Here is a 19,159-nt window from a genome sequence, read left to right on the forward strand (position 1 = left end):
GGGCTCTCCGTTTCAGTTCTCTTTGTTGTATTCGTTCTGCCCGTTCTGCGTGCGGGTCTTGAGCTGCTGCTGCCAGGCGGTCTTGTCGCCGACCTTCCAGCCGGGCGCAGTGAACACCGTGCCGGCGTTCTCCTTGGTGCCCGTGCCGCTCCAGGGCACGGCGTCGTGCTTGACGCCCTGCGCGTTGGTCTGCGGCTTCTCGCCGCAGGCCGCGAGGCAGGTTGCGACCAGCGCAACGCCCGCGAAGACGAGGCCCGGCCGCTTCACTTGCGGACTCCACCGGCCGGCGGGGTGCCAGCCTGCTGCGAGCCGTAGGCGGTGCCCCAGCCCCAGACTTCGGCGCCCTTGCCGCGCTGGACCACGCGGGTGCGGAAGATGTCGGCCACCACGTCGCCGTCGCCGGCCAGCAGGGCCTTGGTCGAGCACATCTCGGCGCAGGCCGGAAGCTTGCCTTCGGCGAGCCGGTTGCGGCCGTACTTCTCGAACTCGGCTTCGGAGCCGTTGGCCTCGGGGCCGCCGGCGCAGAAGGTGCACTTGTCCATCTTGCCGCGCACGCCGAAGGTGCCCTGCGACGGGAATTGCGGCGCGCCGAACGGGCAGGCGTACGAGCAGTAGCCGCAGCCGATGCACACGTCCTTGTCGTGCAGCACCACGCCTTCGTCGGTGCGGTAGAAGCACTGCACCGGGCACACGGCCATGCAGGGCGCGTCGGAGCAGTGCATGCAGGCCACCGAGATCGACTTCTCGCCCGGCACCCCGTCGTTGAGCGTGACCACGCGGCGGCGGTTCACGCCCCAGGGCACCTCGTTCTCGTTCTTGCAGGCGGTGACGCAGCCGTTGCATTCGATGCAGCGTTCCGCGTCGCAGACAAATTTCATTCGTGCCATGGTGCTTCCTTATGCCTTTTCCACATTGCAGACCGTGGTCTTGGTCTCTTGCATCATGGTCACGCTGTCATAACCGTAGGTCGTGCCGGTGTTGATGGCCTCGCCGCGCACCACGGGGGCTGCGCCTGCGGGGTAGTAGCCGAGCATGTCGGCGCCCTGCCAGTGGCCCGAGAAGTGGAACGGCATGAAGACCGTGTCGGGCCCCACGCGCTCGGTCACCAGGGCCTGCACGTTGAGCTTGGCGCCGGTGGGCGTGTGCACCCAGGCGCGCTCGCCGTTGCGGATGCCCTTCTCGGCCGCGACCTTGGGATTGATCTCGATGAACATCTCCTGCTGCAGCTCGGCGAGCCAGGGATTCGAGCGGGTTTCCTCGCCGCCGCCCTCGTACTCGACCAGGCGGCCCGAGGTCATCACGTACGGGAATTTCTCGGCCACCTTGTCGGCGATGTTCTTCTGCTGCACGCTCTTGTAGAGCGTGGGCAGGCGCCAGAACGCCATCTTGTCGTCGTGCGTCGGGTACTTGGCCATGAGGTCGGGCCGGTTGCCGTACAGCGGCTCGCGGTGCTGCGGGATCGCGTCGGGAAAATTCCAGACCACCGCGCGCGCCTTGGCGTTGCCGAAAGGGTGGCAGCCGTGGTTCTTCATGAACACGCGGATCATGCCGCCCGAGCTGTCGGTCTTCCAGTTCTTGCCTTCGGCCTTGGGCTTCTCCGCCTCGGTGAGCTCGTCCCACCAGCCCAGCTTCTTGAGCAGCACGTGGTCGAGCTCGGGGTAGCCGGTGGTGATGTCGGCACCGAGCGAATGCGAGCCGTCCTCGGCCAGCAGGTTCTTGCCGTCGCGCTCCACGCCGAAGTTCGCGCGGAAGTTGCCGCCGCCTTCCATCACGTGCTTGGAGGTGTCGTACAGGTTGGGCGAGCCCGGGTGCTTGAGCTCGGGCGTGCCGTAGCAGGGCCACGGCAGGCCGAAGTAGTCGCCTGTGAGGTCGTAGCCGTTGACCTTGTCCTTCACGCCGGCCTTCACCTTGAGCGTACGCACGTCGAAGGCGCCCATGTTGCGCATGTGCGCCTGCAGCCGCTCGGGGCTCTGGCCGGTGTAGCCCACGGCCCAGCAGGTCTTGTTGATCTCGCGCAGGATGTCGTCGGGCAAGGGCTCGTCCATGCCCTTGACCTTCTGCATCTTGTAGTTCTTGCTCAGTTCCTTGCCGAAGCCCAGGCGGTCGGCGAACTGCTGCATGATCATGTGGTCGCTGCGGCTTTCCCACAGCGGCTCGATCACCTTCTCGCGCCACTGGATCGAACGGTTCGACGCCGTGACGGAGCCGCTGGTCTCGAACTGCGTGCATGCGGGCAGCAGGTAGACGGCGCGGTTCTTGTTGAGGTCGTCGGGGTTGCCGGGCATGGCCGCCATGGCCGCGGTGGCCGAAGGATACGGGTCGACCACCACCAGCAGGTCGAGCTTGTCCATGGCGCGCTTCATCTCGAGGCCGCGCGTCTGCGAGTTGGGCGCATGGCCCCAATAGAACACGCCGCGCAGGTTCGAGTCCTGGTCGATCAGCTCGTTCTTCTCGAGCACGCCGTCGATCCAGCGCGACACGGTGATGCCGGGCTTGGTCATCATCGCGGGCGATGCGAAACGGCCCTTGATCCACTCGAAGTCGACGCCCCAGGTGGCGGCGAAGTGCTTCCACGAGCCTTCGACGATGCCGTAGTAGCCGGGCAGCGAATCGGGGTTCGGGCCCACGTCGGTGGCGCCCTGCACGTTGTCATGGCCACGGAAGATGTTGGTGCCGCCGCCCGACTTGCCCACGTTGCCGAGCGCAAGCTGCAGGATGCACGAGGCGCGCACGATCGCGTTGCCGATGGTGTGCTGCGTCTGGCCCATGCACCACACGACGGTGCCGGGACGGTTCTCGTTGAGCCAGGTGGCCACCTTGAGCACCTGCGCCTCCTTCACGCCGCAGGCCTCCTCGACCTTGTCGGGCGTCCACTTGGCCAGCACTTCTTCGCGCACCTTGTCCATGCCGAAGACGCGGTCGTTGATGTACTGCTTGTCTTCCCAGCCGTTCTTGAAGATGTGGTGCAGGATGCCGAACAGGAAGGCGATGTCGGAGCCCGAGCGGATGCGCACGTACTCGTCGGCCTTGGCCGCGGTGCGCGTGAAGCGCGGGTCGACCACGATCATCTTGCAGCCATGCTCCTTGGCATGGAGCATGTGCAGCATGCTGACCGGATGGGCCTCGGCGGCGTTCGAGCCGATGTACATCGCCACCTTGGCGCCGCGCATGTCGTTGTACGAATTGGTCATGGCGCCGTAGCCCCATGTGTTCGCGACGCCCGCGACCGTGGTCGAGTGGCAGATGCGCGCCTGGTGGTCGCAGTTGTTGCTGCCCCAGAAGCTCACGAACTTGCGCAGCAGGTAGGACTGCTCGTTGCTGTGCTTGGACGAGCCGATCCAGTAGACCGAATCGGGCCCGCTGGCCTGGCGCAGGTCCTTCAGCTTGGCGGTGATCTCTTCGAGCGCGGTGTCCCAGCTGATGCGTTCGTACTTGCCGTTGACCAGCTTCATCGGGTAGCGCAGCCGGTATTCGCCGTGGCCGTGCTCGCGCAGCGCGGCGCCCTTGGCGCAATGCGCGCCAAGGTTGATCGGCGAATCGAACACCGGTTCCTGGCGCACCCAGACGCCGTTCTCGACCACCGCATCGGAGGCGCAGCCGACCGAGCAGTGGGAGCACACGGTGCGCTTGATCTCGACCTTGCCGGCGCCTACCGCCGTGGGCCGCGCTTCGCCGGCCGCCTCGGCCTTGCGCATCAGCGTGAGCTGGCCCGCGGCCAGGCCCACGCCCACGCCAAGCCCGGAGCGCCGCAGGAAGGCGCGCCGGTCCATGGTGGGCAGCGCGCCCGAAAGGCCGCGCCTCAGGCTGTGAATGAACGGGGAAGACGACTCGCGCTCCCCTTGCCGCGAGACACGGTTCGCGGGGGCTGTTTTCTTGGTCAGCAACATCTTGGACCTTCCGCTTCAGGCCGAAGCGGTCTTGTAATAGCGCTTGACGTGTTCGCTCAGCGAATAGCCGCCGCCTTTTTCAGGCGCGGGCTTTGCTGCGGGCGTGGCGGCCTCGACGGCCGCGGGGGCCGGCGCGACCTTGGGAAGCACCGAAACCGCGGCAACCGCGGCACCGGCGCCGGCGGCGCCTAGAAAGAAACCTCGACGCGAGGCCGGCTTGGTGCCGGCCGCTTGGCTGTCCTGCATGTGATCTCCAGGAGTGGCTGGGGGGCAAACCAGATATGAACCGATTTGCATACATCTGGATACTAGTCGAGACCCTTATTCCCGACAATCAAACTCTTCCATTGATGCGATCAACCGAGCATGTCGAAGCCCTGGACCTCGACCTCGGCGAAGGCCCGGGTGAAGCCGGCCAGCGACGCATAGAAATGCGCCTTCGGATGTTGCGCCACTGCGTCGCAGAGCGCCGGCAGCCACGGCTGCAGATGGGTGGCGAAAAAAGCCTGTTGCTGCGCAAGGTTGGCTACCGCTGCGTCGTCGCCGGCAATAAGGTAGCGCATTACCTCGAACAGGCAGGCAACATGGTCTTCGCTCTCGGACACGGCCTCGCCGCGCGCGAGCCCCAGCCGGGCCAGGTCGGTGCGCAGTTGCGCCAGCGGCTTGTCGTTGAGGAAGCCGCTCAGGTAGTGCGAACCGAACAGGTAGACCTCGGGCTTGCCCATGCCGCCGAAGAGCGCGTCGTACTCGGCATGCACCGCGGCGGCATCGGTGCCGCGCGCCGCGCCGACCAGCTGCCGCCAGGGCTCCTCGAGGAAGGCGCCGGCCGCGGGCGCCTCGGTCGGCGCCACGCCGAAGGCGCCGAGCAGGTCGGCGTCGGGCGCCGCATACCAGAGGCGCGCGAGCAGGCCGTAGACCTCGGCGCGCGCAATTTCCTCGTCGAGGGCGGAGGTCATCGGAGGAAACTGGCTCATAGCTGCGTGATCTTCATTTCGTTCTGCGCGCTGTACAGGTCGATCACCCGGCAGTCGCTGCACATCTTGAGCCGCTCGAGCGCCTCGCCCTGGAACATGGCGTGGCCCGCGAGCTTGCCGAGCATCGACTCGATGGCCTTCTGCGTGCCGAACGGCTTGCTGCAGCGGATGCAGGCCCAGGGCTTGGCCTCGTTGAGCACCACGGGCTGCTTGCGCTCGGGGGCGGCCAGCAGGCGCGGCACCAGCGCAATCGCGTTCTCGGGGCAGGTGGTGGCGCACAGCCCGCACTGCACGCAGTTCTTCTCGATGAAGCGCAGCTGCGGTGCATTCTGGTTGTCCTGCAGCGCGCTCGCGGGGCAGGCGCTCACGCAGGCCAGGCACAGCGTGCAGCTGTCCTTGTTGACCGTGACCGCGCCGAAGGGCGAACCGGCGGGCAGCGCAATTTCAAGCGCTGCGGCGGCATCGGCAGGCGGCGCCGACAATGCGGGCGCCTGCGCCATCAGGTGGTCGAGCGTCATCTCGAGCGTGCCGCGCTTTTCGGCGCCCACGGCAAAGCGCGCCGCGGTGGCAGGCACGCGCTGGCGCGTGGTGCGCAGCCCGGCCAGGGCCGCGTCGAGCGCGGCCGGCGTGCCGGCCTCGACCAGGTGGAAATGCGTGCCGGTGTAGCCCAGGCCCGTGAGCAGCGCCTGCGCGACGGCCATCTGCTTCTTCAGCGCATCGAGGTACTGCGGCGCTTCCTGGCCGGTGGACAGCACGGCCACCTGCGAGGCGCCGAAGGCCACGGCGCTGAGCCACAGGTCGATGCCGGTGCTCGCGACGTGCATCAGCGCCACCGGCAGCACATGCGCGGGCACGCCGCCGAGGCCATCGCGCTTGCCGCGCCCCAGCTGGGCCGCGCGGCCGAGCTGTTCGACAAGTGCCAGTCCGCCTTCTTCGTTGTGCAGCAGCACCGTGGCGTCGCGGCCGCCGGCGCCCAAATAGGTGGCCAGCAGCGTGCGCAGCTTGCGGCCCTGATCGGGCGTGCGCGGATAGGTGTAGCCCAGCGCGCCGGTCGGGCACACGGTGGTGCAGGCGCCGCAGCCCACGCACAGCTGCGGATTGACGACGATGCGCTGGCGCTCCTTGTCGCTCGAGATGGCGTGCGCCGAGCAGACCTCGACGCAGGCGTTGCAGCCCACCACCTCGTTGCGGCTGTGAGCGCAGAGCTTCTGCTTGTAGTCGAAGAACTTCGGCTTCTCGAACTCGCCCACCAGTTCGCGCAGGCGCAGCAGGGTCGAAAGGCCCTCCGCATGCGCGAGCCCGCCCGCCAGGTGGAAATAACCTTGCGGCGGCGCATGCCAGTCGATCAGCGCGTTCGCGCCCAGGTCGAGCACCAGATCGAACTCGGCATCGAGCGCCTCGGGTGCACGGCTGAAATTGATGGCGCCGGCCACGCTGCAGGCTTTTTCGCAGTCGCGGTGCGAAGTGCACCTGTCCATGTCGATCTGGTAGTCGAGCCCGATCGCCTGCTCGAGACAGGCGCCGAGGCACGCATTGCAGCGCGTGCACAGGTCCAGGTCGATGGGGTTGTCGCGCGTCCACTTCAGCGAGAAAGCGCCGAGCCAGCCCGTGAGCGATGCGATGCGCCCCGCCATCACGGGCCAGCGGCGTTCCTGCGCGCCGCCGGCGGCACCCGGGCCGGTGGAAAAGATCGAGACCTGCAACGAATCGGCCACCAGCGCCGCGGCCTTCTCGGCCGCATCGAGCGGGCCGACGATCAGGAGCCGCCCCTGGCTCGCGTAGCTCACGGTCGAGACCGGGTCGGGCTCGGGCAGGTGGGCCACGGCCAGCAGCGCGGCGATCTTGGGGCTGGCATTTTTGGCGTCCCGGCTCCAGCCGCCGGTTTCGCGGATGTTCACGAAGCGGATCGGCGAGGTCGCGCCTTCGGTCTGTTCGGCCAGCTCGGTGAACAGCCGGCGCTCCTGCGTGCAGGCCACCACCACTTCGTCGCCCGAGCGGATGGCGCGCTGGAAAGCCGGCGCCTCGCGGCGGCACAGGGTGGAATGAAGGGGCAGCGACTCAGCCAGCGCCGCGCCGAGCGTCTTCGGCTCGAGCGGCATCGTCTGGTTGCAGTCGCAGATCAGCGTTGTGGTCATCGGTCTTCTGGCTTGCGGGCTGCACGTCGGCAACCTGCTGGCTGGGGAGGAGATCTCCCGGGTGCTCGGACTGTGCCACGTCCGGCGGCACGTCGTCCTGTGGGGTTTCCGCGGGTTCTTCGATTTTTTTCGCCCGCTCTTCTTCCTCGTGCTCGAACAGCTTGAGGAACTTGGCACTGGCCATCTGGCGCAGCACGCTGTCGGGAATGGGCGTCGATTTGGAATAGTCGTCGACGTAGGTGTCCAGGCCGTCCATCACATTGAACTGCGGGTCGGCAAAAAGCTTTTTGAACGCAGTGTTTTTCACCTCGGGCGCGACGTTCCTGCCAACGAAGGGCCGGAAGTCGGACTCGGGCGTGAGCGCCTCGGCGTCGGCAAGCGTGGGCGGGGGAGCTTCTTCCTGCTGCCCTTCGGCGGAAAGGGCGTCCGTCGGATGCCGGACTTCGGGCAGAGGCGCCGCGGTTTCGACGCGCGCATCGACCGGCTTTTCCGCCTCTTCCACGGCGGGAGGAGGCAACACCTCCTCGCGCGCCTCCTGCTTGCGCCGCGACCAGCGGCCGAAGAAGTTCTCAGACATCGCCCGCTCCGCGTCCGCGCTTCTTCTCGGTCGACACGCTGGCCGCGTTGCCGAAGCGGTCGACCAGTGGACGGAAACTCTCGGGCCGCTTGCGGCGCTTGGGCTCGATCACGTAATGCGCCTGCACGAAGCCGCGCATCCACTCGATCACCTCTTCGGGCGCAGGCACCTGCTCCACCGTTTCCTGCGCGTCGAGCCAGCGGCCGGCCTCGTTGTAGCTGAGGCTCACCACCACCGGCCGCGCGATCGGCTCGTCGGCGATGGTGGGTTCTTCTTCCATGCGCCACAGCACGAACCAGCAGGGCGCGGGCGTGGTGGCATTCAGGTGATAACCCTCGACGTCGTCGCGGAACAGTTCGGTCTTGAAGCCCGGGTGCAGCCAGCGCTGCGCGCTCTCGCTCGCTTCGAGCAGGCGCGGCTCGGTGCCGAAACCGGGCTGGTCGGGGCCGACGCTTTCGAGGATCCAGCGCCAGGACTGCCAACGGCTGTCGACGCGCTCGCGGCGCATGACGACGGCAACATCGATGGAAGGATTCATGCGGCGATCGTAGCGCCGCCGCATGCCGCTTTCGCGCCGAGGGTCATCCGCGGCCGGTTGCGTCCTGCAGCAGCAGGCCGCGCAGCTTGCGGTGCAGCGGCGAAGCCTCGGCGGCCGGCACGCCGCCCGCCTCGCGCAGCGCGAAATCGCGGCTCTGCGCGTTGTGCAGGTCGATCTCGCGCACCACCTGGCCGTCGCTGTAGACGAAGGCCACGTCGGCCAGCGCCAGCACGTCCTCGATGTCGTGCGTGATCATCAGCACCGGAATGCCCCACTGGCGGCGCACCTGCGCGAGCTCGTGGCGCAGTTCGCTGCGCAGCATGGGGTTGAGCGCGGCAAAGGGTTCGTCGAGCAGCAGCACCTGCGGCTCGCAGGCCAGCGCGCGCGCCAGCGCCACGCGCTGCTGCTGGCCGCCCGAGAGCTTCTGCGGCCGGCTGTCGGCCAGCGCCGCCAGGCCGAAGCCTTCGAGCAGCGCCTGCACCCGCTCGGCCTCGCGCGGCGGCAGCCGGCGCCGGTGCCAGGCCGTCAGGCCGAAAGCCACGTTCTCGCGCACCGACAGGTGCGGGAACAGCGCGTAATTCTGGAACAGGTAGCCGATGCGCCGCGCCGGCGCCGGCACGTCGATGCCGCGGGCCGAGTCGTAGAGCGTGCGGCCGTCCAGCCGCACATGGCCCGCGGACGGATGCAGCAGCCCCGCGATGGCCTGCAGCGTGAGCGTCTTGCCCGCGCCCGAGGGACCGTAGAGCGCGGCAAAAGGCACGTCGGTCGCAAAGCGCGCCGCCAGGTCGAAGCGCCGGGCGCCATCGGTGACGGTGAGCTTCAGGTCGACGTCGATCATGGCTTGCCGAAGCCGTGGCGCGCGAGCACCTCGCGCGCGGCGTCGCTGGAAAGAAAGGCCACGAAATCGCCGGCCAGCGCCTTCTGGCGGCTGTCGGCGACCACCGCGACCGGGTAGGTCACCGGCGTGGCGGTCGCGGGCGCGAAGGCGACCCGGACCTTCTGGCTCATCACGGCCGCATCGGTGCGGTAGACGAAACCGGCCTCGACCTCGCCGCGGGCCACGTAGTCGAGCACCTGGCGCACGCTGTCGGCCTGCACGAACTTCGGCTCGAGCACGCTCCAGAGCCCCGCGCCTTCCAGCACCTGCCGCGTGTAGCGGCCGACCGGCACGGTGGCGGTCTTGCCAACCGCGATTTTCCGGACGCCCGCGCCGGCCAGGTCCTGCAGCGATTGGACGCCGACCGCGTTCCTGGCCGGTTCGATCAGCACCAGGGCGTTGCTCGCGAAGTTGCGGCGCGTGGCTCCATCGATGAACTTCTGCTCGGCGGCTCGGCCCATCGTCTCCTGGTCGGCGCTCGCGAACACATCGACCGGGGCGCCCTGCCCGATCTGCTGCAGCAGCACGCCCGAGGCTGCGAAATTGAAGCGCACCGTGGCGCCCGGCTTCGCGGCCTCGAACTTCGGCCCCAGTTCCTTGAACGCGTCCGTCAGGCTGGCGGCCGCGGACACGGTGATCTGCTGGGCCGCCGCACCGAGCGGCAACGCCATCGCCAGGACAAGAAGCAGGAGGTGGAACGCGCGCATGTGGGTCTGGAGGTTGGGAGCGGGCCGGTCAGCGCAGCGAGAAAAAGCGGTTCGACAGCACCAGCACGGTGACCGACAGCAGCGAGGTCACCAGCACCAGCAGCAGCGCGAGGTCGTCGTGCCCGGCCTGCACCGCGTCGTAGATGGCCATCGACAGGGTCTGGGTCTGCTGGGGAATGGAGCCCGCCACCATCAGCGAGGCGCCGAACTCGCCCATGGCCCGCGCGAACGCGAGCAGCGTGCCGGCCAGGATGCCGGGCCAGGCCAGTGGCAGCGTCACGCGCAGGAACACCGAGAACGGCGACTGGCGCAGCGTACTGGCGGCGGCTTCGAGCGAGCGGTCCACGCCCGCGAAGGCGGCGCTGGCCGACTTCAGCACCAGCGGCAGCGCCACCACGGCCGACGCCACCACGGCGCCATGCCAGCTGAAGATGATGCTGTAGTCGAGATGCTCGCGCAGCCAGTTGCCGAGCGGACTGTGGCGCCCCGCCGCCACCAGGATGGCGTAGCCGATGACCGTGGGCGGCAGCACCAGCGGCAGCATGAACACCGCCTCGAGCACCGTGCGGCCCGGAAAGCGCTTGCGCGCGAACACCCAGCCCAGCGCCACGCCGGCCACGAGCGCCAGCAGGGTCGCGACCGCGGCCACCTTGAGCGACAGCACCAGCGGGAACCAGTCGGCCGAGGCGATGAGGGAGTTCGTCGTATTCATGAAGATACAACGCAATTGTTGCACGAACGGACGCTTCCCCCTGAAGAGGCGTGTGTGGCGGGTGCGGGAGGATGGCGCCGATATCCCTTCGGATACAGCGCGGGGAACAGCTCAGGGTGCCAGCAGGCGCGTCAGCGCGCGCACGTCGGCCGCCGTGGCCAGGCGCGCGGCGTTCTCGATGGCGCGGTAGTGCTTGACGATTTCCTCGCCCACGGGCGTGAGCGCGGTGCCGCCGCCGCGCGAGCCGCCGGCCGCGGTGTTCACGGCCGGGGAACTGAGGGCGTTGTTCATCTCATCGATCAGCATCCAGGCGCGCCGGTACGACATGCCCAGCTGGCGCGCCGCGGCGGAGATCGAGCCGGTTTCCGCCACCGCCTCCAGCACGGCGACCTTGCCGGGGCCGAAGGCGATGCTGTCGTCCCTGTAGATGCGCAGGCGGAACTGGACTCTGGTTTTCATGCCGGTGGTGATGCGAAGGAACGGTGCGGAAGGAGCTTGGCGCCAAGGTTAAACCATGGCCCCGCCGCCTCACCGCCCCGCCCTCAGTCCACCGCCGCGAGCACGCCCGACCCGGTGCCGTAGCCGGCCGCCGCCATCGGCTGGCCGCCGCGCGCAATGCGCACCGCGCAGTACTTGAACTCCGGGATCTTGCCCATGGGATCGAGCGCGGCATTGGTCATCAGGTTGGCCGCTGCCTCGTAGTAGGCGAAGGGAACGAACACCGCGCCACTGGGCGTGCCGTCGTCGCGCCGCACGTGGATGGCCACCTCGCCGCGCCGCGACTGCACGGTGATCACGTCGCCGGCCTCGAGGCCGAGCTTCAGCAGGTCGGCCTGGTTCATCGAGGCCGTGGCCATGGGCTCGAGCGCATCGAGCACCGTGGCGCGGCGCGTCATGCTGCCGGTGTGCCAGTGCTCGAGCTGGCGGCCGGTGATGAGCACGAAGGGGTACTCGGCATCGGGCCGCTCGTCGGCCGGAATGATGTCGGCCGGCACCAGCTTCACGCGGCCGTCGGCCGTGGGGAAGTCGTCGATGAACACCGTGGGCTGGCCCGGGTCTTCCTCGCTGAGGCAAGGATAGGTCACGCTCGAATCGCGCTGCAGCCGCTCCCAGCTGATGCCGCTGATCACCGCATGCATGGCCTGGCGCATTTCCTCGTAGACCGCGGCCACGCCCGACTCCTCGCCTTCGTAGTTCCACGCGAGGCCCATGCCCTGGGCGATCTGCTGGATGATCCAGAGATCGGGCCGCGCGTCGCCTGGCGGATTGAGCGCGCGCTTGCCCAGCTGCACCATGCGGTCGGTGTTGCTCACCGTGCCGGTCTTCTCGGGCCAGGCGCTCGCGGGCAGCACCACGTCGGCGAGCCAGGCGGTCTCGGTCATGAAGATGTCCTGTACCACCAGGTGCTCCAGGCTCGCGAGCGCATGCCGCGCATGGTTCAGGTCGGGGTCACTCATGGCCGGGTTCTCGCCCATGATGTACATGCCGCGCACCTTGTGCGGATCGCTGTCGGGCGCGAGCGCCTTGTGCATGATCTCGACCACGGTGTAGCCCGGCGTCGCGTCGAGCGGCGTGCCCCAGAAGTTCTCGAACCACGCATGCACCGCCGGGTTGTCGACGCGCTGGTAGTTGGGGAACATCATCGGGATCAGGCCCGCGTCGCTCGCGCCCTGCACATTGTTCTGGCCGCGCAGCGGATGCAGGCCCGAGCCAGGCTTGCCGATCTGGCCGGTGACTGTGGCCAGCGCAATGAGGCAGCGCGCGTTGTCGGTGCCGTGCACGTGCTGGCTCACGCCCATGCCCCAGAGGATCATCGAGCCCTTGGCCGTGGCAAAGGCCCGCGCCACCTCGCGCAGTGTTTCGGCCGGCACGCCGCAGATGGGTGCCATCGCCTCGGGGCTGTAGCCCTTGACGTTCTCGCGCAGCGCCTCGTAGTTGCTGGCGCGCGTGCGCACGAACTCCTGGTCGACCAGGCCTTCGTCGATCACGGCGTGGATCAGCGCGTTGAGCATGGCCACGTCGGTGTCGGCCTTGAACTGCAGCGTGCGCCAGGCATGGCGGCTGATGTCGGTGCGGCGCGGGTCGGCCAGCACGATCTTGGCGCCGCGCTGGGCGGCGTTCTTCATCCAGGTGGCGGCCACCGGGTGGTTGGCCGTGGGGTTGGAGCCGATGACGAAGATCAGCCCCGCATGCTCCACGTCGTTGACCTGGTTGCTCACCGCGCCCGAGCCCACGCCTTCGAGCAGCGCGGCCACGCTGGAGGCGTGGCACAGCCGCGTGCAGTGATCGATGTTGTTGCTGCCGAAGCCCGTGCGCACGAGCTTCTGGAACAGGTAGGCCTCTTCGTTGCTGCCCTTGGCCGAGCCAAAGCCCGCGAGCGACTTGGGCCCGTGGCTGTCGCGCAGGCCCGAGAGCTTGCCGGTGGTGAGCGCGAGCGCCTCTTCCCAGGTGGCTTCGCGGAAATATTCGCTCCAGTCGTCCGGCCGCGGCGTGTCGCCAAGATCCTTGGGCATGCCGGCCTTGCGGATCAGCGGCTTGGTCAGGCGCTGGGGATGGTGCGCGTAGTCGAAGCCGAAGCGGCCCTTCACGCACAGGCGGTTGTGGTTGGCCGGGCCATCGCGGCCGTCGACGCTGACGATCTTCTCGTCCTTCACGTTGTAGGTGACCAGGCAGCCCACGCCGCAGAACGGGCACACCGAATCGACCTTGCGATCGACCTCCTGCGAGCCGATGTGGCTCTTGGGCATGAGCGCGCCCGTGGGGCAGGCCTGCACGCATTCGCCGCAGGCCACGCAGGTGCTGTCGCCCATCGGGTCGTCCAGGTCGAACACGATCTTGCTGTCGCCGCCGCGCAGCGCGTAGCCGATGACGTCGTTGACCTGCTCTTCGCGGCAGGCGCGCACGCAGCGGTTGCACTGGATGCAGGCGTCGAGGTTGACGGCCATCGCGGGATGCGAGATGTCGGCCTTGGGTTGCTCGCGGCGCAGCGCCTTGAGTTCGGGGCGCACCGCGATGTCGAGCTTCTTCGCCCAGGCGCTGAGTTCGCCGTGCTGCTGGGTGGCGTCGTCGCCGATCCACTTGTAGCCCTGGTCGGGCATGTCGGACAGCAGCATCTCGACCACCATCTTCTGGCTCTTGAGCGCGCGCTCGCTGGTGGCCTTCACTTCCATGCCGGCCGTCACGTTGCGGCAGCAGCTGGGTGCCAGCGTGCGCTCGCCCTTCACCTCGACCACGCAGGCGCGGCAGTTGCCGTCGGCGCGGTAGCCGTCCTTGAAGCACAGGTGGGGAATCTCGACGCCGTGGCGCTCGGCCGCCTTGTAGATGGTTTCGCCATCGAAGGCCTGGATGGCTTGGCCGTCGAGGGTGAATTCGATGGTTTGCGGCATCAGCTCCGCGAGCTTGGTCGGGGCGTTCATGCCACCTCCTCGGGGAAATATTGCTGGATGCAGCGGATCGGGTTGGGGGCCGCCTGGCCGAGCCCGCAGATGGAGGCGTCGCCCATGACCTGCGCGAGGTCTTCGAGCGTGGCGTTGTCCCACACCGGCGCATGCATCAGCGCCGCGGCCTTGGCGGTGCCGACGCGGCAGGGCGTGCACTGGCCGCAGCTTTCGTGCTCGAAGAAGCGCATCACGTTGAGCGCGGCGTCGCGGGCGCGGTCGTGCTGGCTCAGCACCATCACCGCGGCCGAGCCGATGAAGCAGCCATAGGGCTGCAGCGTGTCGAAGTCGAGCGGAATGTCGTTCATGCGCGCCGGCAAAATGCCGCCCGATGCACCGCCCGGCAGGTACGCGTACAGCGAGTGGCCGTCGAGCATGCCGCCGCAGTATTCGTCGATGAGCTCCTGCACCGTGATGCCCGCGGGTGCGAGCTTGACGCCCGGGTGCTTCACGCGGCCGCTCACGCTGAAGCTGCGCAGGCCCTTGCGGCCGTGGCGGCCGAAGCCGCTGAACCAGCCCGCGCCTTTCTCGACGATGTCGCGCACCCAGTAGAGGGTTTCGAAGTTGTGCTCCAGCGTCGGGCGGCCGAACAGGCCGACCTGCGCGATGTAGGGCGGGCGCATGCGCGGTTCGCCGCGCTTGCCCTCGATGCTTTCGATCATGGCCGATTCTTCGCCGCAGATGTAGGCGCCCGCGCCGCGCCGCAGCTCGATGCGCGGCAGCGCGCAGGGCGGATCGGCCTGCAGCCGCGCCAGCTCGGTTTCGAGCAGCGCGCGGCAGTCGTGGTATTCGTCGCGCAGGTAGATGTAGCACTGCTCGATGCCGACGATCTGCGCCGCCACCACCAGGCCTTCGAGGAAGCGGTGCGGATCGCGTTCGAGGTAGGTGCGGTCCTTGAAGGTGCCGGGCTCGCCTTCGTCGATGTTCACCGCCATGAGCCGGGGCGCCGGCTGGTCGCGCACGATGCGCCACTTGCGCCCGGCCGGAAAGCCCGCGCCGCCCAGGCCGCGCAGGCCCGAGTCTTCCATGGTCTTGATGATGGCTTCGGCGTCTTCCTCGCCGTTGACGAGCGCGGATGCGAGCGCGTAGCCGCCGTGCGCGCGGTAGGTGGTGTAGTCGGTGAAGGCCGGCATGCGCTCGATGGCGCCGGGCAGCGGCGAGATGCTTTTCTCGGCGAATGCGGCCGCGTCGAAATACGCGACCGTGGCTTCGTCGGGATCGGACTTCAGCGCCTGCAGCACCTTCGCCGTGGTCGCGAGCGGCACGGCCTGCCGGTCGACGGCCACCGCGGGCGCCTGCTCGCAGCGGCCGATGCAGGGCGCCGCAATCACGCGCACGTCGCCGCCCTCGACGCCAAGGAGTTCGGGCAGCCGTGCCAGCAGGTCCTTGGCACCGGCCAGTTCGCAGGCCAGGCCGTCGCACACACGGACCGTGAGGCCCGGCGCGGCCTCGTCGCCGCGCACCACCTCGAAGTGGTGATAGAAGGTCGCGACCTCGTAGACCTCGGCCATCGGGATGTTCATTTCCCGCGCCAGCGCGACCAGGTGGCGGTCGTGCAGGCAGCGGAAGGCGTCGTTGAGCTTGTGCAGGTGCTCGATGAGCAGGTCGCGCCGGTGGCCCTCGGCCGGACGCGCGCCGATCAGCGTGCGCACTTCGAGCAGTGCCGCTTCTTCGGGCTGGCGGCCCTTGAGCTTGCTCTTGCGGCGGATGCGCTCGCGCATTTCGTCGGCGGTGGCGAGCGGCACGATGGTGTGCGTGCTGGCCGTTGCCTTTGTTGTTGTCTCGCGGGTCGTGGCTGGGTGGTTGTTCACTGCCTGGGCCTTTTTTCGATGTCTCGGGAATGCCCCCGAGCAATGCTTGAGGGCTGACCGAGTGTGTGGGGCGGCCCTGGGCGCGTCAAATTCGATCGGCACATCGATCGATTCAATAACTAAATGGCCGCCCCCGGACGGCGCCGCACCGAGGCTATTCGCCGAGCGCGCCGCTGTGCAGCCGCACCTGCTCGCGCCACGCCGGCGTCTGCAGGAACACCAGGGCGGCATCGAGCGCACGCGAGGGGCGCACGCCGGTCTGGGTCATGAAGCCCAGCGGCGTCTTGACCTCGGGGGCGACCAGCGGCAAGGCCTCCAGCTCGCGATAGCTGCGCACGGCCGCGACCATCGACCCCGGCAAAACGCTGCTCACGGTGCCCGCGAGCACGGCCAATGCAAGGGTAAGTACCGAGTTGGTTTCGATGGCCGGCTCCAGCGCAATGCCGGCGTCGCGCAGCGCTTGGTCGATGATGGAGCGGTTGTGCATGTCGGGCGTGAGCAGGCACAGCGGCCGCTGGCCGGCCTCGGCCCACGACATCGGCTGGCCGATGCGCAGCCGGTCGGCCGAGGGCTTGGCCGCGCGCCGCAGCAGGAAGTAGTGCTCCACGCTCTGCGGCCATGCCGTGAGCTTGATGCCCGGCAGGTGCATGCGCTCGGTATAGCCGAGTGCCAGGTCGACGGAGAGGCTTTCGAGCCCCGTTTCCAGGTCTTGCGAACTCATCGACAGCACCGCCGGCACGATGCCCGGGTGCAGCTCGTGCAGCATCGCGGCAAAGCGCGACAGCATCGGAATGGCGGTGGGCACAGCCGCCATGCGCAGCCGCCCGCGCGGATGGCCCTCTTCGCTGCGCAGCTCCTGCTGCAGCACCTCGTTGTCGCGCAGCATGCGCTGCGCCGTGGCCAGCACCCGCTCGCCTTCGTGCGTAAGGCCCACGTAGACGCGCGCGCGCTTCACGATGACCACGCCGAACTCGCTTTCGAGCGAGCGCAGCGCGTTCGAGAGCGCCGGCTGCGTGATGTGGCAGGCCTGCGCCGCGCGTCCGAAATGCTTGTGCTCGCTGAGCGCAACCAGGTAGCGCATCGACGCGAGAAGATTCACGGGGCGCGCCGCCGATCAGGTGTTCTTGCTGATGGAGATGGTCGGGAACTTCGCCGAGAAGTCCTTGGCCTTCTCGGCAATGCCCACGGCCACCTGGCGTGCGACGGCCTTGTAGATGCCGGCCACTTCGCCGTCGGGGTCGGCCACCACGGTCGGCTTGCCGCTGTCGGCCTGCAGCCGGATGTTGATGTCCAGCGGCAGCGCGCCCAGGTAGTCCATCTGGTACTGCTCGGCCATCTTCTTGCCGCCCTCGGAGCCGAAGATGTGCTCGACGTGGCCGCAGTTGGAGCAGATGTGCACCGCCATGTTTTCCACGATGCCCAGGATCGGAACGCCGACCTTCTCGAACATCTTGATGCCCTTCTTGGCATCGAGCAGCGCGATGTCCTGCGGCGTGGTGACGATCACCGCGCCGGTCATCGGCACCCGCTGCGAAAGGGTCAGCTGGATGTCGCCGGTGCCGGGCGGCATGTCGACGATCAGGTAGTCGAGGTCTTTCCAGTTGGTCTGGCGCAGCAGCTGCTCCAGCGCCTGGGTGGCCATGGGGCCGCGCCAGATCATGGCTTCGTCCTGGTCGACCAGGAAGCCGATCGACATGACCTGCACGCCGTGGTTCTCGAGCGGCTCCATGGTCTTGCCGTCCTCGCTCTCGGGCCGGCCCTCGATGCCCAGCATCATCGGCTGGCTCGGGCCGTAGATGTCGGCGTCCAGCAGCCCGACGGCCGCGCCTTCGGCGGCCAGCGCCAACGCCAGGTTGGCCGCCGTGGTGCTCTTGCCCACGCCGCCCTTGCCGGACGCCACCGCGATGATGTTCTTCACGTTGGGCATCAGCTGCACGCCGCGCTGCACCGCATGGCTGATGACCTTGGTCGTGATGTTGACCGAGACGTTGCTCACGCCCGGCACCGTCTTTGCGGCCGCCACCAGCGCCTTGCGCATGGCCGCGTGCTGGCTCTTGGCCGGGTAGCCGAGCTCGAGGTCGAACGACACGTCGCCATCCGCGATCTGCAGGTTCTTGAGCGACCGGGTCGCCACGAAATTCTTGCCGGTGTTGGGGTCTGCGACGGCCTTGAGCGCGTCCATGAGCCCCTCTGGGGTGAGTGCCATTGATCTAACTCCTGAATGGCGGGTAGTCTAGTGGGTCTCATGGCTCGCCCCCGGGTGCGCATGCATCGCCTTTCCCCCACCGGGGACAACAACACCCATCCAATGCCAGAGACACCCCCCGCCACCGGCCTCCTGCTCACCGGCGGCGGCGCCCGGGCCGCCTACCAGGTCGGCGTGCTCGAGGCCATTGCCGGCATCCGGTGCGCAGCGGGCCTGGCCGGCCGGCGCAATCCCTTCGAAGTGATCACCGGCACCTCGGCCGGCGCCATCAACGCCGCCGCGCTGGCCTGCGGCGCCGACGACTTCGACGGAGCCGTCGAGCGCATCGCGCAGGTCTGGCGCGACTTCCACGCCGGCCAGGTCTACCGCGCCGATTCGCTCTCGGTGCTCGGCAGCGGCACGCGCTGGCGCATGCTGCTCGGGCTCGGGCGCTTTGCCGCCAACTGGATGCGCATCAAGCCGCGCTCGCTGCTGGACAACGCGCCGCTGGCCGAACTGCTGGCCCGCATGGTGCCGCTCGAGCGCCTGCCCCGGCTCATGCGGGAAGGGCACCTGCAGGCGCTGGCCGTGACCGCCTCGAGCTACAGCTCGGGCGAGCACGTCACCTTCTTCGAGGCCGCGGTGCCGATGGAGCCCTGGGTGCGTTCGCAGCGGCTGTCGGTGCGCGGCCGCATCAGCCACGCGCACCTGCTGGCCTCGTCGGCCATTCCCTTCGTGTTTCCGGCCACCGCGCTGCCGATGCAGGGGCACACCGAATATTTCGGCGACGGCTCGATGCGCCAGTCGGCGCCCATTGCGGCGGCCATCCACCTGGGCGCCCGGCGCATCCTGGTGATCGGCGCGGGCCGCATGCACGAGCCGCGCGACGCCGACGCGCCCAACACCTACAGCGGCTATCCCACCATGGCGCAGATCGCGGGCCATGCGCTGTCGAGCATCTTTCTCGATGCGCTGGCGGTGGACATCGAGCGGCTGCGGCGCATCAACCACACGCTCGGCCTCATTCCCGAGGAAGCGCGCGCATCGAGCACGCTGCGTCCGCTCGACCTGCTGGTGATCGCGCCGTCGGAGCGCCTGGACGTGATTGCGGCACGCCATGTCGATGCGCTGCCCGGCGCGGTGCGCCACCTGCTGGGCGGCTCGAAGGTCGCAGCCGATGTGAAGGGCGGCGCGCTCGCGAGCTACCTGCTGTTCGAGGCGGGCTACACGCGCGAACTGATGGCCCTTGGGCGGGCCGACACGCTGCGCCAGCAGGCCGAAGTGCTGCGCTTCTTCGGATGGGATGCGGCCGCCTGAAG

General features: G+C 68.5%; 17 protein-coding genes. 1 reads left to right on the top strand and 16 read right to left on the bottom strand.

What is annotated here, in order from left to right; genetic code table 11:
• Positions 1–12: 12 nt before the first annotated feature.
• The 16 genes from RZE77_RS21610 to apbC form a co-directional block, all read right to left on the bottom strand.
• Entirely contained in the window at positions 13–267 is a 255-nt protein-coding gene (locus RZE77_RS21610; protein ID WP_319439211.1) for a hypothetical protein, read from the bottom strand.
• Positions 264–887, bottom strand: coding sequence for a formate dehydrogenase FDH3 subunit beta (gene fdh3B / locus RZE77_RS21615; RefSeq protein WP_319427345.1), 624 nt, complete (start codon positions 885–887; stop codon positions 264–266). Before fdh3B ends, RZE77_RS21610 begins: the two co-directional genes overlap by 4 nt.
• Positions 888–896: 9 nt before the next feature.
• Entirely contained in the window at positions 897–3,887 is a 2,991-nt protein-coding gene (locus tag RZE77_RS21620) for a formate dehydrogenase subunit alpha (RefSeq protein ID WP_319439212.1), read from the bottom strand.
• 15 nt (positions 3,888–3,902) lie between these two features.
• Positions 3,903–4,133, bottom strand: a complete 231-nt coding sequence (locus RZE77_RS21625) for a formate dehydrogenase (protein ID WP_319427347.1) — start codon at positions 4,131–4,133, stop codon at positions 3,903–3,905.
• A gap of 110 nt (positions 4,134–4,243) precedes the next feature.
• Positions 4,244–4,861, bottom strand: a complete 618-nt coding sequence (locus tag RZE77_RS21630) for a TorD/DmsD family molecular chaperone (protein WP_319439213.1) — start codon at positions 4,859–4,861, stop codon at positions 4,244–4,246.
• The gene (locus tag RZE77_RS21635) at positions 4,858–6,996 is read right to left on the bottom strand and encodes a 4Fe-4S dicluster domain-containing protein (RefSeq protein WP_319439214.1); all 2,139 of its coding nucleotides are present in this window, start codon (positions 6,994–6,996) and stop codon (positions 4,858–4,860) included. Before RZE77_RS21635 ends, RZE77_RS21630 begins: the two co-directional genes overlap by 4 nt.
• Positions 6,920–7,573, bottom strand: coding sequence for a DUF3306 domain-containing protein (locus RZE77_RS21640; protein WP_319439215.1), 654 nt, complete (start codon positions 7,571–7,573; stop codon positions 6,920–6,922). Before RZE77_RS21640 ends, RZE77_RS21635 begins: the two co-directional genes overlap by 77 nt.
• Positions 7,566–8,135 carry a DUF3305 domain-containing protein gene (locus RZE77_RS21645; RefSeq protein WP_319439216.1) on the bottom strand — a complete coding sequence of 190 codons (570 nt, stop codon included), beginning with the start codon at positions 8,133–8,135 and terminating at the stop codon, positions 7,566–7,568. The genes RZE77_RS21640 and RZE77_RS21645 overlap by 8 nt, the downstream gene beginning before the upstream one ends.
• 19 nt (positions 8,136–8,154) lie before the next feature.
• Complete coding sequence (locus tag RZE77_RS21650) at positions 8,155–8,949, bottom strand: ABC transporter ATP-binding protein (protein ID WP_319439217.1); 795 nt, start codon at positions 8,947–8,949, stop codon at positions 8,155–8,157.
• Positions 8,946–9,695, bottom strand: coding sequence for a molybdate ABC transporter substrate-binding protein (modA, locus tag RZE77_RS21655; RefSeq protein ID WP_319439218.1), 750 nt, complete (start codon positions 9,693–9,695; stop codon positions 8,946–8,948). The genes RZE77_RS21650 and modA overlap by 4 nt, the downstream gene beginning before the upstream one ends.
• A 28-nt stretch (positions 9,696–9,723) precedes the next feature.
• A complete protein-coding gene (gene modB / locus RZE77_RS21660) occupies positions 9,724–10,407 on the bottom strand; it encodes a molybdate ABC transporter permease subunit (protein WP_319439219.1) in 684 nt (227 codons plus the stop codon).
• A gap of 111 nt (positions 10,408–10,518) precedes the next feature.
• Positions 10,519–10,866, bottom strand: a complete 348-nt coding sequence (locus RZE77_RS21665) for a winged helix-turn-helix domain-containing protein (RefSeq protein WP_018906443.1) — start codon at positions 10,864–10,866, stop codon at positions 10,519–10,521.
• Between the two features lie 83 nt (positions 10,867–10,949).
• The gene (fdhF, locus tag RZE77_RS21670; RefSeq protein WP_319439220.1) at positions 10,950–13,823 is read right to left on the bottom strand and encodes a formate dehydrogenase subunit alpha; all 2,874 of its coding nucleotides are present in this window, start codon (positions 13,821–13,823) and stop codon (positions 10,950–10,952) included.
• Positions 13,820–15,565 (bottom strand): NAD(P)H-dependent oxidoreductase subunit E, encoded by a 1,746-nt coding sequence (locus RZE77_RS21675; protein WP_319442394.1) that lies wholly within the window; start codon positions 15,563–15,565, stop codon positions 13,820–13,822. Before RZE77_RS21675 ends, fdhF begins: the two co-directional genes overlap by 4 nt.
• A 244-nt stretch (positions 15,566–15,809) precedes the next feature.
• Positions 15,810–16,754 (bottom strand): LysR substrate-binding domain-containing protein, encoded by a 945-nt coding sequence (locus RZE77_RS21680; protein WP_319427358.1) that lies wholly within the window; start codon positions 16,752–16,754, stop codon positions 15,810–15,812.
• Positions 16,755–16,769: 15 nt separating this feature from the next.
• On the bottom strand, positions 16,770–17,861 hold the full coding sequence (gene apbC, locus RZE77_RS21685; protein WP_018906439.1) for an iron-sulfur cluster carrier protein ApbC: 1,092 nt from the start codon (positions 17,859–17,861) through the stop codon (positions 16,770–16,772).
• A gap of 102 nt (positions 17,862–17,963) precedes the next feature.
• Here apbC and RZE77_RS21690 point away from each other — a divergent pair, with 102 nt between their 5' ends.
• Positions 17,964–19,157 carry a patatin-like phospholipase family protein gene (locus RZE77_RS21690; RefSeq protein WP_319439221.1) on the top strand — a complete coding sequence of 398 codons (1,194 nt, stop codon included), beginning with the start codon at positions 17,964–17,966 and terminating at the stop codon, positions 19,155–19,157.
• Positions 19,158–19,159 lie beyond the last annotated feature (2 nt).

Origin of the sequence: Variovorax sp. SPNA7, assembly GCF_033807855.1 — a bacterium.
Taxonomy (GTDB): Bacteria; Pseudomonadota; Gammaproteobacteria; order Burkholderiales; family Burkholderiaceae_C; genus Variovorax; species Variovorax beijingensis.